Annotated in this window: 14 protein-coding genes; 4 read left to right on the forward strand and 10 right to left on the reverse strand. The window is 45.5% G+C overall.

The window, feature by feature from the left end; translation table 11 throughout:
• Window positions 1-79: 79 nt before the first annotated feature.
• The 3 genes from IS446_RS11805 to IS446_RS11815 form a co-directional block, all read right to left on the reverse strand.
• Window positions 80-913: a TerC family protein gene (locus IS446_RS11805; RefSeq protein WP_203060952.1), complete on the reverse strand. Its 834-nt coding sequence runs from the start codon at window positions 911-913 to the stop codon at window positions 80-82.
• Between the two features lie 3 nt (window positions 914-916).
• Window positions 917-1,294: a hypothetical protein gene (locus IS446_RS11810; protein WP_203060953.1), complete on the reverse strand. Its 378-nt coding sequence runs from the start codon at window positions 1,292-1,294 to the stop codon at window positions 917-919.
• Between the two features lie 93 nt (window positions 1,295-1,387).
• The gene (locus IS446_RS11815) at window positions 1,388-1,798 is read right to left on the reverse strand and encodes a helix-turn-helix domain-containing protein (RefSeq protein WP_203060954.1); all 411 of its coding nucleotides are present in this window, start codon (window positions 1,796-1,798) and stop codon (window positions 1,388-1,390) included.
• A 334-nt stretch (window positions 1,799-2,132) separates the two neighbouring features.
• Here IS446_RS11815 and IS446_RS11820 point away from each other — a divergent pair, with 334 nt between their 5' ends.
• From IS446_RS11820 to IS446_RS11830, 3 genes are all read left to right on the forward strand, one after another.
• Window positions 2,133-3,272 (forward strand): M14 family metallopeptidase, encoded by a 1,140-nt coding sequence (locus IS446_RS11820; protein WP_203060955.1) that lies wholly within the window; start codon window positions 2,133-2,135, stop codon window positions 3,270-3,272.
• 107 nt (window positions 3,273-3,379) lie between these two features.
• Window positions 3,380-3,859 carry an Lrp/AsnC family transcriptional regulator gene (locus IS446_RS11825; RefSeq protein WP_203060956.1) on the forward strand — a complete coding sequence of 160 codons (480 nt, stop codon included), beginning with the start codon at window positions 3,380-3,382 and terminating at the stop codon, window positions 3,857-3,859.
• Between the two features lie 84 nt (window positions 3,860-3,943).
• Window positions 3,944-6,529: a phosphoenolpyruvate carboxylase gene (locus tag IS446_RS11830; protein ID WP_203060957.1), complete on the forward strand. Its 2,586-nt coding sequence runs from the start codon at window positions 3,944-3,946 to the stop codon at window positions 6,527-6,529.
• Window positions 6,530-6,562: 33 nt separating this feature from the next.
• Here IS446_RS11830 and IS446_RS11835 read toward each other — a convergent pair whose 3' ends face one another.
• From IS446_RS11835 to IS446_RS11860, 6 genes are all read right to left on the reverse strand, one after another.
• The gene (locus tag IS446_RS11835) at window positions 6,563-7,255 is read right to left on the reverse strand and encodes an LOG family protein (protein ID WP_203060958.1); all 693 of its coding nucleotides are present in this window, start codon (window positions 7,253-7,255) and stop codon (window positions 6,563-6,565) included.
• Between the two features lie 11 nt (window positions 7,256-7,266).
• A complete protein-coding gene (gene uvrA / locus IS446_RS11840; protein ID WP_203060959.1) occupies window positions 7,267-10,098 on the reverse strand; it encodes an excinuclease ABC subunit UvrA in 2,832 nt (943 codons plus the stop codon).
• Window positions 10,099-10,162: 64 nt separating this feature from the next.
• A complete protein-coding gene (locus IS446_RS11845) occupies window positions 10,163-11,095 on the reverse strand; it encodes an ATP-grasp domain-containing protein (RefSeq protein ID WP_203060960.1) in 933 nt (310 codons plus the stop codon).
• Window positions 11,079-11,786, reverse strand: a complete 708-nt coding sequence (locus IS446_RS11850) for a hypothetical protein (protein ID WP_203060961.1) — start codon at window positions 11,784-11,786, stop codon at window positions 11,079-11,081. Before IS446_RS11850 ends, IS446_RS11845 begins: the two co-directional genes overlap by 17 nt.
• Window positions 11,787-11,795: 9 nt before the next feature.
• The gene (ggt, locus tag IS446_RS11855) at window positions 11,796-13,487 is read right to left on the reverse strand and encodes a gamma-glutamyltransferase (protein WP_203060962.1); all 1,692 of its coding nucleotides are present in this window, start codon (window positions 13,485-13,487) and stop codon (window positions 11,796-11,798) included.
• 5 nt (window positions 13,488-13,492) lie between these two features.
• Window positions 13,493-14,083 carry an acyl carrier protein phosphodiesterase gene (locus tag IS446_RS11860; RefSeq protein WP_203060963.1) on the reverse strand — a complete coding sequence of 197 codons (591 nt, stop codon included), beginning with the start codon at window positions 14,081-14,083 and terminating at the stop codon, window positions 13,493-13,495.
• Between the two features lie 75 nt (window positions 14,084-14,158).
• On the opposite strand from IS446_RS11860, the gene glmM reads away from it, so the two are divergent.
• A complete protein-coding gene (gene glmM, locus IS446_RS11865; RefSeq protein WP_203060964.1) occupies window positions 14,159-15,550 on the forward strand; it encodes a phosphoglucosamine mutase in 1,392 nt (463 codons plus the stop codon).
• A 29-nt stretch (window positions 15,551-15,579) separates the two neighbouring features.
• Here glmM and IS446_RS11870 read toward each other — a convergent pair whose 3' ends face one another.
• On the reverse strand, window positions 15,580-16,470 hold the full coding sequence (locus IS446_RS11870; protein WP_203060965.1) for a lysophospholipid acyltransferase family protein: 891 nt from the start codon (window positions 16,468-16,470) through the stop codon (window positions 15,580-15,582).
• Window positions 16,471-16,491: the final 21 nt, after the last annotated feature.

Raw genomic sequence — 16,491 nt, forward strand, 5'->3', positions numbered from 1 at the left:
TTGTTTAAAGTATTAAATGAAGTGAATCCATAAAGCTTACATATATAAAGGCGTAGCTCAATTAACTTCAACAAAAACTTTAATCATTGCGATTTTGTTGGTCTGCAGGGGCAGCAACACCATTCTTGTTCATATTTTTCCTGAATCGCATATTTAAAAATTCAACCAGCAGTGAAAATGCGATAGCAAAATAGAGGTATCCTTTAGGAATGGCACCAATACTTTGGCCGAATATTTCGGTATGAGACAGGTGGGCAGCCTCTGTAATAAGCATGAACCCGATCAGAATAAGAAAAGAAAGGGCCAGTAGTTGCATGGAAGGGTGCTTTTCTATGAACTCACGGATAGCATTCGCAAAGACCATCATAATGATAATGGAGATCACTACGGCAATGATCATGATCATCAAAGCATGATCCGGGTTGTCACTGATCCCGTTGGTCATTCCGACCGCAGTAAGGATAGAGTCGATGGAAAATATAAAGTCAATGATCATGATCTGCACGATCGCCTTGGAAAGCGTGTCCAGGTTACGGGATTTGATCTGCTTTTCGTCGTGATCAGGATACTCTACCTTTTCCCTGATCTCACTGGTACTTTTATAGAGGAGGAATAATCCCCCGGCAAACAGGATGATGCTTTGCCAGCTTATTCCGGCAGTCATCCAGTCATTATCGATGTATAAGAACGGATTTTTAAGTCCGACGAGAAAAGAAACAGCCATGAGGAGCAGGATTCGCTGAACCATCGCAGCAATGAGTCCGATATTAGTGGCTTTTTTTCGGTTACCCTCCTCAAGCTTGTTTGCTGCAATAGATATGAAGACGATATTGTCAATACCAAGAACTATTTCGAGAAACGTAAGGGTTAATAAGGCGACCCAGGTGTCTACATTGGTAAATAGTTCTAACATAATTTAATCTATTCTGTAAGCAGTTCCTCTTTGTTTGTTTTTAAGATCTCCGAGAAGTGAATATTCGAAGTTATAACTTTCTTCTGAAGTAGACAAGATTCTAAAATGCAAAGGCTTAGCCTCTTGCATGTTCGCCGGATTCACCTTTTTTACGATAAATTCACAGTCGTTTACCCATTTCACCGTATTCGTGTCAATATGGTCGTCGTAGAAGTCGTATTCCATACTGTCTGTACGTATGAACCTGCTTTCTTTCTCCACGCCCTCCAGGGTGTATTTAAAAACGAATTCTCCGGTTTTGAACTTACTGCAATCCCTGGTGTTTTGGTAGCAGGACTGCATCAGGATGAATAGTATAAGAAAAGGAAGGTATTTATACATAGTCACAGTTTTTAAGCCCTCAAATGTACCTATTTTTCAAGAGAACATCCTGCCTGCAGGCACCCCTTTTAGCTTCAGTTCTACAAAAGAGCATTAGTGTACCTTTACGAGCTCCTCAAAGGTGTTGTCATCATAAAAGATCAATACCTTGGTAACCCGCTTTGAGTTACCAACAGGCATTTGTTCAGCAAAAGCAGGCCCTTTTGTTGCTGCCGGTTCTGCTTTAGCATGCTCCTGTGTAGAAAAGAGATCATCTGCCGGAGTTTCTGCGACAGATTTAAACGGATTGTTCCCCTTGCCGTTTAAAAGCCAGTATAGCTCTATATCGGGGTAGGCCTCAAGGATCTTCATCACAAACTCCAGGCTGGGTTTATTTCTGCTGGAAAGAATATGAGAAATAGCAGAGCGTTGTACGCCTATGCTTTCAGCAAACGAGGAGCCGTTTAATTGATAATGATCCATGACACGTTGCAGGCGTGCAGCAAATTCTTCACTATTTACCATGACATAAAATATATTTACAAATGTAAACATTTCAACCATAACAAACAAGGTTACATCTGTAAACAGCAAGAAAGTTAATAAATAGAAATGACCCTCTCTAACAGAAATACTATTAAACTATAACTTTAATAATGTTACGTAAAATACTGTTATACAATAATTTAGAATATATAAAGCGGGTCACTATAAAGGTTACCTATCAGGCAGTTAGGAGTGGTTACTCGCGTAACATCCACCGTATAACTTTTGTATACATTCGTATACGAACTTGCTTTTTATTTTGTATACAATTGTTAACCAGAATAAGTTTAGCTTTGTAAACAACTACAGGTTTATGCACATCACAGATCATTTTACAAGTCATTACAGTTCTTTTGTATGCGAAGGATTATCCGGTCGTTATTTTACCGCAGACTATCATCACGTATTTCTCCATCCATTAAAAGCCTTAGACGGCAGCAGCGAGGTCAGGGGATGTTCTGTGAATGGAGAAGATATTCATTTACTCACAATGGGGCGTGGACCTGTGAAAGTGCTTATGTGGTCACAGATGCATGGAAACGAATCGACGACTACACGCGCCCTTGCCGATCTGTTCCAATACCTGCTGGAATTCCCTCAGATCGCTTCGGAGCTGCTCGACAAGCTTACGCTTTACATTATTCCCGTTCTCAATCCTGATGGCGCCCGTGCGTATACCCGTGTAAATGCCGTGAATATAGACCTTAACAGGGATGCACAGAACCTCTCTCAACCGGAAAGCAGGGTGTTAAGAGCGGTATTTGAACAGGTCAAGCCTGATTATTGTTTTAATCTTCACGATCAACGCACCATTTTCAGCGCCGGCCCCGTGGCAAAGCCTGCCACCGTATCTTTCCTGAGTCCATCCTTTAATGAGGCCAGGGAGATCAATGCCACGAGGGAAGTGAGCATGCAGCTTATCGCAGGCATGAATAAAGTACTTCAGGAGAGGATACCGGGCCAGGTGGGACGCTACGACGACGGATTCAACCTGAATTGTGTAGGTGATACCTTTACGTATATGGGAGTACCTACTGTTTTATTCGAATCCGGGCATTATCAGGAAGATTACCAGCGTAATTATACCCGCGAATGTATTGCCGTATCTCTCATAACTGCCCTGGAGCTGATCACTACCAATACCTATGATCAATTCAGCAAAGAAGATTACTTGAATATTCCGGAGAACGAAAAGCTGTTTTGCGATGTACTTATACCGGGAGTCATTCTGGTTAAAGACGGAAAAGAATCTACTGTCGACCTATGTTTTATGTATAAAGAGGTGTTGCGTGATCAGGAGGTTGTCTTTGAATTGAATTTTGAAAAATGGGTGCCGTCATCTAGTCATTTTGGCCATAAGGTCCTGTCGTTAAACGCACCTGTGATCTATAATGCAGATACAGAAGAAAGTCTGGAGGCATTCGCAACTAATTTACGCAAACGGTTGAAATAGCAGCTATAACGATTTCGTTGAAAAAAGCCGATAAAAAGCGGTAATAATTGTGAATTATTCACGATTTTTGGTTTAGATTTGTGTTATCCTTAATAATCATCGAAATTATGGCCAAATTTAAGTTAGACGAGGTTGATCATCAGATCCTTGATATGCTCATCGAAAACACCAGGACCCCTTTTACGGATATCGCTAAAAAATTATTGATTTCTGCCGGTACTGTACACGTACGTGTGAAAAAGATGGAAGATGCAGGAATTATCAGAGGCTCATCACTTACCCTGGATTATGAAAAACTGGGATACTCGTTTATCGCTTATGTAGGTGTATTTTTAGAAAAAACACATCAAACCAAATTCGTACTTGAACGTCTACACGAGATACCTTATATTACAGTGGCTCATATTACCACCGGGAAATTCAATATTTTCTGTAAGATCAGAGCCCGGGATACCAAGCACGCAAAAGAGGTGATCTTTGCTGTCGACGATATCGAAGGAGTTTACCGTACAGAGACCATGATCTCCATGGAAGAGAGCATCAATGATAAAAAGCGTCTCATGCACAGGATCTTCAACGAATTGTGATCGAAATAAGTTCTTAATGTTAACAGGCCCTCTTGAAGATACTTTAAGAGGGTTTTTTTTTTGACCAATCAAAACCTAATACGTATGCATCGCAAACCGAGAATAGAGCGTTTTAATGAAAATGTCTTATCAAAATACCAGATATACAATAGCATTTTTATGACGCTCCCCTTTGATGAAATTACCAACACAGGGGTTTTACTGCCGCTTTTTTCTGAAACCTGTGAAAAGGGCTTCCAGGAAAACAAAGATCCTCAGGAGATCGTCAATTCTTTTTTTAAGCAATATTTTGAAGACCCGGTAGAAGAAGAGCGTTTATCGTTGCTCTTCAGGTTCATTCAGTATATCGAAAGACAGGTCGTACTTTTTGATGCTATTGAAGATGCCGGTTTTGCCGAAGTGAACAATATGAACGGGCGGGGAACCCTCCGGAACGTGAAGGAAGAGGCAGAAGCGACCGGAAAGCTGGATGACCTTAGAAAATACCTTCAGGATTTTAAGGTACGTACCGTGCTAACGGCCCACCCCACACAGTTTTATCCGGGATCGGTATTGGGGATCATCACCGACCTCGATCAGGCAATTCGCGCCAATGACCTGAGTCTTATTAAAAAATTACTGGCCCAATTGGGTAAAACACCTTTCTTCAATAAGGAAAAGCCAACACCTTATGACGAGGCTGTGAGCCTGATATGGTACCTTGAAAACGTCTTTTATCACGCAATCGCCACCATATACAATTACCTTCAGAGTAATGTTTACGATCACGGAGAAATTCGCAATGAGGTGCTCAACCTTGGATTTTGGCCCGGCGGAGATCGAGATGGTAATCCTTTTGTTACAACAGAGATCACTCTAAAGGTAGCCGAAAGGTTGCGGAGTACCGTGCTCAAAAATTACTATCGCGATGTGCGCAGGTTACGCAGAAGGGTCACTTTCAGGGAAGTCGATAAGATCGTACTAGACCTGGAACAAGGGCTTTATGAGCATATCTTTATGGATGCCGATAAAAATACGCTCACCGCGCAGGATACCCTGAAAACGTTAAAACAGATCAGAGCGATCCTGGTCGCGAAACACCAGTCCTTATTTGTAGAAGAGGTCGATGACCTGATCAATAAGGTGCGTCTCTTCGGATTTCACTTTGCCAGCCTGGATATTCGCCAGGATTCGCGTGTGCACCACGATGTGCTATCGAATATCATCAGGGAATCCCTGGAAATGGGACTCGATATATTCCCGGAAAATTATGAGGCGCTTAAAGAGGATGAAAAGATCGATGTGCTTTCTTCGGTCACCGGTAAAATAGATACATCCCGCATACAGCACGAAATGGCCAGAAACACTCTGAATTCTATCTACGCCATTAAAACCATACAAAAACGCAATGGAGAAATGGGCTGCAACCGCTATATTATTAGTAATAACGGAAGTGCTCTGAATGTGATGGAGGCTTTTGCCATGATCCGGATCTGCGACTGGAATACACCAACCCTCGATGTCGTTCCTCTTTTTGAGACCGTAGACGATCTCGAGGTTGCGCACACCGTTATGGAGCAGCTGTATACCAACAAGGAATACGCAGCCCACCTCGAGCGCAGAGGGAAGAAGCAAACGATCATGCTCGGATTCTCAGACGGTACCAAGGACGGAGGCTATCTGATGGCGAACTGGAGTATCTACAAGGCCAAGGAGGCACTTACCAGGATCTCGAGGGAATACGGCATCGAAGTGCTCTTTTTTGATGGTAGAGGAGGACCACCGGCCAGGGGTGGAGGAAAAACACATCAGTTCTATGCTTCATTGGGGCCTGAAATCGAAAATAAGGAGATCCAGTTAACCATTCAGGGGCAAACCATTAGCTCTAATTTCGGGACGCTTGAAAGCTGTCAGTATAACTTAGAGCAATTGTTGTCTTCCGGCATCATGGGAGGTATTGCACTTAGTGCGAACAACAGTCTTAACAGTGAAGACAGGGAAACCATGGAAGCGCTGGCTGCACTGAGCTATGAGGCCTATGTTGATTTTAAGAACCACCCTTGTTTTATTCCCTACCTGGAACATATGAGTACCCTTAAGTACTATGCAAAGACCAATATCGGAAGTCGCCCTTCAAAGCGCGGGAAATCTGATAAACTGGTGTTTTCAGACCTCCGTGCCATTCCTTTTGTTGGAAGCTGGAGCCAGCTCAAGCAAAATGTCCCCGGGTTTTACGGGGTAGGAATTGCAATAGCCGATTTCAAAAAGAGGGGAGCGCTGGACAAGGTAAGATCACTCTATGCCAATTCGGCCTTTTTCCGCGCCTTGATCGAAAACAGTATGATGAGTCTCACCAAATCGTTCTTCAAACTTACAGCCTATATGGCCAAAGACCCTGAGTACGGCGATTTCTGGAACCTTATTTACCAGGAATACGAGCGCAGTAAGGAGATGATCCTGGAGATCACCGGATACAGCGAGCTTATGGAAGATTCGCGAACCATGAAGGCTTCCATAGAGGTAAGAGAGAAGATCGTGTTGCCATTGCTCACCATTCAGCAATTCGCACTCTTACAGATACAGCAGTTGAACGCTGCCGGTAAAGACGATCCTGAAAAAAGAGAGATCCTCGAACGCATGGTAACCAGGTCATTGTATGGAAATATCAATGCGAGCAGAAATTCAGCATAAAAAAAGGCCGGTATCACACCGGCCTTTTCTTTTTTAAAAGTTTGGACTGAGATTAAATTCCTTGTAGAAGTTGTCCAGCACACTGCAAACCTCTTCCGGGGTGTCTACCAGGGCGAAAAGGTTCAGGTCGTCAGGACTAATATTCCCTGCCTTTTTTAACAGGGTATCCTTGATCCAGTCTACGAGTCCGCCCCAAAATTCAGTGCCCACCAAAATGATCGGGAACCTACCTATCTTATGGGTTTGGATCAGGGTTAGTGCTTCAAAAAGCTCGTCTAATGTTCCGAATCCGCCGGGCAAAACAACGAAGCCCTGGCTGTACTTAACGAACATCACCTTGCGAACGAAGAAATAATCAAAGTTCAGATTTTTATCTGCATCAATATAAGGGTTGTCGTGCTGCTCAAAAGGAAGGTCGATATTAAGCCCTACAGAAGTTCCTCCTGCCAGGTGCGCTCCTTTGTTTCCGGCCTCCATGATCCCGGGGCCTCCCCCGGTAATGATCCCGTAACCCGATTCCACGATCTTTCGCGTTACGTCTTCTGCAAGTTTGTAGTAGGGGTCTTCAGGTTTTGTTCGTGCCGATCCGAAAACAGAAACACATGGGCCTATACGGCTCATTTTTTCATATCCGTTCACAAACTCGCCCATGATCTTGAAAATAGCCCAGGAGTCATTTGCTTTTATATCGTTCCAGCTTTTGTGGTGCATCATATCTTTTGTCATAACGCTTCTGTTTAAAGTTCTTTTTTAAGGTATTTGGCCGTATAGCTTTTCTTGTTCTTTACGATCTCTTCCGGTGATCCTGTGGCAACGACCTTACCGCCGCCTTTACCACCTTCGTAACCGATATCGATAATGTGATCGGCCATTTTTATCACATCCATATTGTGTTCTATAATGAGTACGGTATTCCCTTTGTCGGTGAGCTTGTTCAGCACGTTCATCAAGACATTGATGTCTTCAAAATGCAGCCCTGTGGTAGGCTCATCGAGAATATAAAAGGTGTTTCCGGTATCTTTTTTCGACAGTTCGGAGGCTAGTTTTACCCGTTGTGCTTCACCACCTGAAAGGGTGGTAGACTGCTGTCCCAAGGTAATATAACCTAATCCCACATCCTGAATGGTCTTCAGTTTTCTGTGGATCTTGGGTATGTTGGAAAAAAAATCGACGGCCTCGTTCATGGTCATATCCAATACATCGGCAATAGACTTCCCCTTATACCTGATCTCCAGGGTTTCCCGATTGAATCGTTTTCCCTGGCAGGTTTCACATTCTACGGTGACATCGGGTAAAAAGTTCATTTCGATCACTTTGACACCACCTCCCTGGCAAGTCTCACAGCGTCCGCCTTTTACGTTAAAACTAAATCTTCCGGGTTTATAGCCTCTTATTGAGGCCTCCGGTGTTTGGGCAAAGAGCGATCTAATCTCACTAAAGACCCCGGTATAGGTGGCCGGATTCGATCTCGGTGTTCTCCCGATCGGGCTTTGATTGATGTCGATCACCTTATCCACATGATCTATTCCCACGATCTTTTTATACGGCATAGGCTTTTTAACCGCATTAAAAAAGTGTGCGTTCAGAATAGGATAGAGCGTTTCATTTATGAGGGTCGATTTTCCGCTTCCCGACACGCCGGTTACCGCGATCATTTTTCCTAAAGGAAAGCTCACATTCACCGATTTCAGGTTGTTTCCCGTACAGCCCTTTAGGGTGATCGTTTTTCCGTTTCCTTCGCGGCGTTTTTCAGGTACTTCGATCTGTTTGGTTCCTTTGATATAGCTCGCCGTAAGGGTAGGGTCATCGAGGATCTCGTCGGGTGCGCCTTGTGAGATGATCTCGCCTCCATGGCGCCCGGCCTTAGGGCCAATATCGATAACGTGATCGGCCCTTACGATCATATCTTTATCGTGTTCTACAACGATCACAGAATTGCCGATATCTCTTAATGATTCCAGCGAATTGATCAAACGGTCATTATCGCGTTGATGCAATCCGATACTGGGCTCGTCGAGAATGTACAATACGCCTACGAGCTGTGACCCGATCTGTGTGGCAAGCCTGATGCGCTGCGCTTCTCCTCCAGAAAGGGACTTGGAACTGCGGTGCAGAGAAAGATAATCCAACCCTACGTCCAGCAAGAACCGGATACGGGCATTGATCTCTTTGAGGATCTCTCCCGCAATGGTCATCTGTTTCTTACTCAGCACTTCCGGAAGTTCATCAAAGAACGCCTTAAGATCGGCAATATCCAGATGGGATAGTTCGGCGATATTCTTTTCGCCCACCTTAAAGTAGAGCGATTCTTTGCGAAGGCGCGAACCTTCGCATTCCGGACACTCGATCTGGTCCATATACTCTTTGGCCCAGCGTTTTATAGAGGCTGAGCCACTATCTTCATACTGGCTCTTGATAAAGCGTTCGATCCCTTCGAAATCTATTTTATAATCTCTGGTAACTCCCAACGTCTTTGACGAAACAGAAAATTTTTCATTTCCGCCTTCCAGGATCATGGTTATAGCCTCTTCAGGAACTTCAGAAAGGGGAGTGGTTAGTTCAAAACTAAACCGCTGTGCAATGGTCTCGATCTGCTTGAAGATCCACGAGCGTTTGTAATTCCCCAGAGGGGCGATCCCCCCGTTCTTTATACTCACAGCAGGGTCCGGGATCACCTTATTCCTATTCACCTCGTGTACGACCCCCAATCCGCTACAGGTAGGGCACATCCCCTTTGGAGAGTTAAATGAGAAGGTATTCGGCTCCGGATTGGGATAAGAAATACCACTGGTGGGGCACATAAGATTTCGACTAAAATACCGTGTAGCTCCTGTATCGTGGTCCATGACCATGAGTACATCATCTCCGTGATACATAGCTGTATTGATGGTCTCCATGACGCGCTTGGAAGCCTCGGCAGAGTCGGCGTCTACCGCTAAACGATCAATGACGATCTCAATGTCGTGGGTCTTATAGCGGTCTACCTTCATGCCTTTCTCGAGATCCCGAACCTCGCCATCTACCCGCACTTTTACAAATCCTTGCTTGGATATCTGCTCGAAAAGCTCACGGTAGTGTCCTTTACGGCTTTTGATCACGGGAGCGAGGATATTGATGCGCTTGCCTGCAAAATCCTTTAGAATGAGATCGCAGATCTGCGTATCGCTATAGCTCACCATCTTCTCTCCTGTATTGTAGGAGTAGGCGTCTGCAGCCCTTGCGAATAAAAGACGTAGAAAATCGTAGATCTCTGTAATGGTACCCACGGTAGATCGCGGAGACCTGGAGGTGGTCTTCTGCTCAATGGCGATCACAGGAGAGAGTCCGTCGATCTTGTCGACATCCGGACGCTCCAGTCCGCCAAGAAACTGCCTGGCATAGGCACTAAAGGTTTCGATATACCTGCGCTGTCCTTCGGCATATATGGTATCAAAGGCCAAAGACGATTTCCCACTTCCCGACAATCCGGTGATCACCACCAGCTTTTCACGAGGTATGGTAACGTCTATATTCTTGAGGTTGTGAACCCTGGCGCCTTTAACTTCAATATTTTCTTCAAAATCGGTCATATAGAGAGCAAAGATGCGAAGTTACATATTTGATCGTTAATTTAGAAGTCCGAACTCCGGCAGTTCATCCTTCAGAAAAGTATTTTCGGGTGATACCCGCTGCCAGAACCTCTGCTGCTTCCGGATGAAACCGGAACCATAATTCCGGTTCGATGAGTTCCAGCTCCGCAAGGCATAACTGCCCTTTGTTGTCCCTGAAGATATCCACCCTGGCATAGGCAAGGTCAAAACCTGAGGCCTTAACACAATCTTTGGCAAACCTGATCTCCTCGTTTGTAGGTTCATAGGGATGAACGCTACCACCAAAATCGTCCTGTACCCTGAACTCGCCTTCCCGGGCCTTCTTGAGTACCGCATGCGTGTAAATGCCGTCAATGATCATAAGCGATAGCTCTCCCCGATCTACGATGTTTCTCTGAAACTCCTGAACCATCATTGCTTCCCGGGTCAAGAGTTCATCCATGACTTGCTGGGTGCTTTCAGTGTGGCTTTCCGAGATCTTGTACGTATGTCTTCCGGCTCCCGAAACACAGGGTTTAACCACTGCTTCAGACCATTTTTTGTCTTTAAGGAGCGCTTTCAGGTCACATGCGTCAACCTTTTCAATGATCACGGTAGGAGGAATATTGATGCCGCCAGACTTCAGGTCGTTCAAGTAGTGTTTATCGATGTTCCAGTGCAGTACTTCCGGCGGATTTACAAGGATGCAGCTTTCCGACACTTTCTTCAACCAAGGGGCAAACTCGGCAAACCGGTCAAAATAATCCCAGGTGGTACGGAAGAGCAAAACCCCTGCATTTTCCCATTTAAATTGGTCGTCATCCCACGATCTGCGCTCCACACGCAGTCCCCGTTGTTTCAACGCCTTTACCACGATAGCATCTTCATGGAGTACGTTGTTAATGTAATCATTGGTCTGTTCCGGGGCCACATAACGGTGGTCGGTAAGCACCACCACATCGACCAGGGTATTGTTCGATCTATTCAATGGTTCCATAGGCGCGAACATCATTGAGCTTCAAATTAAAGAAAAGGAGTTTGTGGCCGGTAGGGAGGTAAGTGGCGGTTTCGGTGACCTTCCATTGTTTCCACCCTGCTTTTACGCCTCCGACAGGAATGATGCGCACCCACATTTTAAACGCTACAGGAAAACCTTTATCGTCTAAAAGCCACAGGTAGGAATCGCCGGGCGTAGAGCCTCCGGAAGTATAGGTAACCAGTAAGGCATCGCCGTATTCTTCGGTTTTCACCAGGCGTCTTTCTACACCTTTATCAAATACCTTGAACGGTGCTACCAGCCAGAAAGAATCATTGTTAAAGTAATCTACAGCATCTGCGATGATAGCGTGATTTTCTTCATCGTGAATGCGAACGCCGTTCCTGTAAACCTGGCTCTTAGCGTAATCGTTAAGGTTGAGCACGACGCGGTTTTCGTCCCAGAACACTTCGGCTATTTGTTTTTGGCGATCCCATTTATAGCGATGTATGCCGTTAAAATCCCATTCCATGAAGCGGGTTTTGTTGTAGTTCACCGCATTTACCGCCTTGAGCATCTTATTAGCCAGTGCCTCTGCTGCAGGCCCTTTTTCACCCTGCGGCAGGGGTTCGTTGTAAACAAAATAGGCTACCCCTCCGAGCAACAGCACAAATAACAGAAATACAAGTATGCGTTTTATGATCTTTTTCATGCTACTAAGTTAATAACCTTTTGCTGCATCATCACCACGTTTATCGGCTCCGGCTTCCAGTGTTCCGTCTTCACGAACCAGAATGGCATCGACCTTCCCAATGATGCGATTATCTTCCTGGTTGATGGTATAGCCCATGCGCTCCAGTTTTCTGATCAGGGACCTGGGGAACAATCCGGGCTCCATACGGATAACATCGGGTTTCCATTGATGGTGAAAGCGTCCGGCATCTACGGCCTCCTGCATGTTCATATCAAAATCGTAAACATTGAGTATAGTTTGCAACACCGAAGTGATAATAGTAGACCCTCCGGGCGTTCCTATAACCATGGCCAATTTACCGTCTTTTTCGACTATGGTTGGGGTCATACTGCTAAGCATGCGTTTTCCAGGGGCAATACTGTTGGCCTCTGCACCGGTAAGACCGAACATATTCGGCACACCGGGTTTAGCACTAAAATCGTCCATTTCATTATTCAGGAAGAATCCAAGCTCATCACAGAAGAGTTTTGATCCGTAGGCCCCATTCAGGGTGGTGGTCACCGACACGGCATTCCCCTGGTCATCGACGATGGAATAATGGGTGGTTTCCATACTTTCAGCAAAATTAATTTCTCCTCTGGCTATTTCTGTGGAAGGGGTAGGGGTTCCAAATTCAAAGGAAGCCATACGGTCTTTAAGATAGGCCTCACTTAATAAGATATCGTCCGGGATGGTCACAAAATCAGGGTCACCAAGGTAGTGATTACGATCGGCAAAAGCTCTTTTTTCCGCTTCAACCAATAGTTGAACCATCTCAGGGGAATGGTGTTTAAACTCCCTGATAGAAAAGGGTTCAACCATTTTCATGATCTGCGCCAGGGTGATCCCACCACTGCTGGGTGGCGCCATGGAGATCACTTCCAGGTCGCGATAGCTGAAAAAGACAGCTTCTCTCCAGGCGACGTCATAATTCTTAAGGTCTTCCCGAGTTATATATCCGCCTTGTTCTTGTATGAAATCGGCCAGGGTAGCGGCAATACTTCCGTTATAAAAGGCATCTACGCCTTCCTTTTTTATCGTTTTTAAAGTGTTGGCAAGTGCAGGTTGCCGGAGGGTGTCTCCTGCCTTTAAATTTTGGGCGAACAGGGTTTCTTCTCCATTAACCTCTACAATAAGATCGCGGTAACGATTCAGGGTGCTGGCTTGTTTTTCAGTAATGATCACCCCGTTTTCGGCGAGGGCTATAGCCGGATCCAGCAATTCATGAAAGGGCAATTTCCCAAAGCGGGCATGCGCTTCTGAGAGCCCTTTTAAACTACCGGGAACACCTGCGGCAGTGGCGCCCAGTGTACTTTTACCCGGGATCACATTCCCTTCGGCATCCAGGTACATATCTCTGTGAGCAGCAGCAGGCGCTTTTTCACGAAAATCAAGACTCCCTTTTTCGCCATCGGCCATTCTGTAGACCACAAAGCCACCACCGCCGAGGTTTCCTGCAAAAGGATAAGCCACAGCAAGGGTGAGATGGGTAACCACCATGGCATCGAAGGCATTACCTCCATTCCGGATGGTTTCCAGGGCCAGGGCCGATGCTTCCGGACGGGCGCTAACCACCATGGCATGCTCGGCGGTATAAGGTGCAGCCGAACGCTGTAAGGTATTGCAACCTTGTAGAATAAGCAAGAAGATGAGTAATAGAGGGAGTAGGTTTTTCTTCATAAAATTTAATTTTCCAGTTGTATGAGTTTATCGTTGGCTGCCTTTTTAAGGTCTTCAAAGAACACTTTGAATTCCCCTTCAAAGGCGTCGTAATGTGCTTCCAGGTCTTCTACAGCGCGATGCATACCAGAACGCTTGCCGGTTCTTCTGTTCATACCGTCCAACACCCTGGCCACCCCATCGATCTCTGCATAGGTGTACAACCAGTTATCGGCAATGAGATAGGGCATGAACTTCTTTACATTTAAGGGCAGTACCGCGTAAAATTGCCCGAGGGTTTCGTAAAAATCAACGGTGTATTCCAGTAGGGGAGTTTCGCAGTAATCTTGCCAGTTGCTGGCCAGAAAATGATCGTAATAGATATCTACGATCACCCCACTGTAATGACTGTAGTTCGCGTGTAAGCGCTTGGTGCTCGCACGAAACACGGGATGTGCATCGGTATACGAATCGATAAAGCGGTGCAGTAAGATCCCTTTTTGGAGGTCAGGCGCATAGTCCAGGTATTTTTTGCCACGGATACTATCGGCCATAAAATTGCCCACTTTAACAGCGTCCTTATTTCCAGACAAGTAGATGTGCGCTAAAAAGTTCATCGGTCTAAAATACGAATAAGGCCCAAACAAAAGGGCTGTGGAATTGTATATTTGCAATAACAAAATGGAAATGACATGACGTTAATAAAATCAATTTCAGGAATACGAGGTACCATTGGCGGGCAACAGGGCGATAACCTTACCCCCCTGGATGCTGTGAAATTTGCAGGTGCTTATGGTAGCTGGTTAAGAGAGAACAACCCGGGAGATCGACTTAAAGTGGTTATCGGCAGAGACGCCAGACTTTCTGGTGCGATGATACAAAACCTGGTAAGTGCTACCCTGACAGGTTTAGGTATCGATGTTACCGATCTCGGACTTTCGACCACGCCTACGGTAGAGATCGCTGTGCCCAAAGAAAAGGCGCACGGCGGTATCATCCTTACTGCCAGTCACAATCCGAAACAATGGAACGCCCTTAAATTGCTTAATGAAAAGGGAGAATTTCTGAGTGGTAACGATGGTAAGCAGATCCTCGAGATCGCCGAGAAAGGTGCTTATGACTTTGCAGAGGTCGATGACCTGGGAACCATAACCCCGGTGAACGATTATATAGAGCGACACATCCAATCGGTTCTCGATCTTAAGTTGGTTGACGCCGATGCGGTAAAAGCTGCCGGCTTTAAGGTCGTGGTAGATGGGGTGAACTCTACAGGAGGTATCGCTATTCCTGCCCTGCTGAAAGCGTTGGGAGTAGACGTAGTGGAGCTGTTCTGCGAGCCTACCGGACATTTCCCTCACAATCCGGAACCGCTAAAAGAACACCTTGGAGACATCATGGAGAAGGTCGTTGCCGAGAAAGCCGACCTCGGTGTGGTCGTTGACCCTGATGTAGATCGTTTGGCCTTTATTAGCGAGGACGGTACCATGTTCGGAGAAGAATATACCCTTGTGGCTTGTGCAGATTACGTATTAGGTAAAACAAAAGGCAACACGGTCTCTAACATGTCATCATCGAGAGCACTGGCCGATGTTACCGAAGCGCATGGAGGTAGCTATGAGGCTTCTGCCGTTGGAGAGGTGAACGTGGTCGAGCTCATGAAAAAGAACAATGCCGTGATCGGGGGCGAAGGTAATGGAGGTATCATTTACCCGGAAAGTCACTATGGTCGCGATGCGCTGGTTGGAGTGGCCTTATTTTTAACCCACCTGGCAGAGAAAAAGATGAAGGTAAGCGAGCTTCGCAAAAGTTATCCTTCATACTTTATGAGCAAAAAGAAGATCGAACTCACACCGGAGCTGGATGTAGACCAACTGCTTGTTGCTATGGAAGAGAAATACAGCAATGAAAAGGTGACCACCATTGACGGAGTAAAGATCGATTTTGCCGACCATTGGGTACACCTCAGAAAATCGAATACCGAGCCCATTATCCGTATCTATACCGAAGCTCCTGACCAGGAGATGGCCGATCAAGTGGCCGACAAGGTGATCGGAGAGATCAAAGCGATCGCCGGTCTGGACTAACAAAGAGCATACCTAAGGTTCCGGTGGTGTTATTTCAATGCCGCCGGAGCCTTATCTTTATGCTTAAATCGGTTATGGGTCCACAGATAATATGCGGGATCCTTTCTGATCTGCGCTTCCAGCAATTCAGTATATTCATCGGTGATCTTATAATCAGGAACCGATTTCGGATCGTCCGACAATAATTTAAGCGTTGCGCGATAATAGCCTCGCTTGACCTTTTCAACCCCAATATACATTACGGTCATATCCAGGTTCTTTGCCAGTCGTTCTGCGTTGGTAAAAACCGGTACAGTAACCCCCATAAAGGGCCTCCAGTAGTGTGCTTTATGCGGCTGAGGCGACTGGTCGTTCGCAAACCCATATATGGCCAGGGTGCCGTTCTTTAAATGCGATTGAATGGTTTCAATGGCTCTGTAACGCGACACCAGAAACGCATTATGCCTTGAACGGATACGTCTTACCAGGCGGTCGAAGTATTTATTAGATAAAGGTGCATAAATGGCGTGCCCTTCGTGTTGAATAAGATACCCAAGAGACATAAGCCATTCGTAGCTGGCATAATGACCGGCCAGCAAAATGATGCTTTTACCTTCCTGCTCATATTTATGAAGGAGTTCGATATTGGTATACTGAAAACGTTTCAGCATTTCTTCTTTGGAAATGGTCATCGATTTGATCATCTCCAGGAAAAGGTCTACCATATGGGTATAAAAACGTGCTTCTATGATATCCAGCTCCTCCTTGCTTTTTTCAGGGAACGACAGCTCGAGATTACCCCGAACCACCTTCTTGCGATACCCAATGACCCTGTATACCAGAAAACAAACAGCATCCGACACCAGGTAGAACAAACGAAAAGGAAGTATGGAAATTACCCAAAGCAATGGATATAACAGCAAATAGACCAGTAATTGCATTCAGAATAGTTTTGGGCAAAT

The organism is Robertkochia sediminum (genome assembly GCF_016786255.1).
Classification (GTDB): domain Bacteria; phylum Bacteroidota; class Bacteroidia; order Flavobacteriales; family Flavobacteriaceae; genus Robertkochia; species Robertkochia sediminum.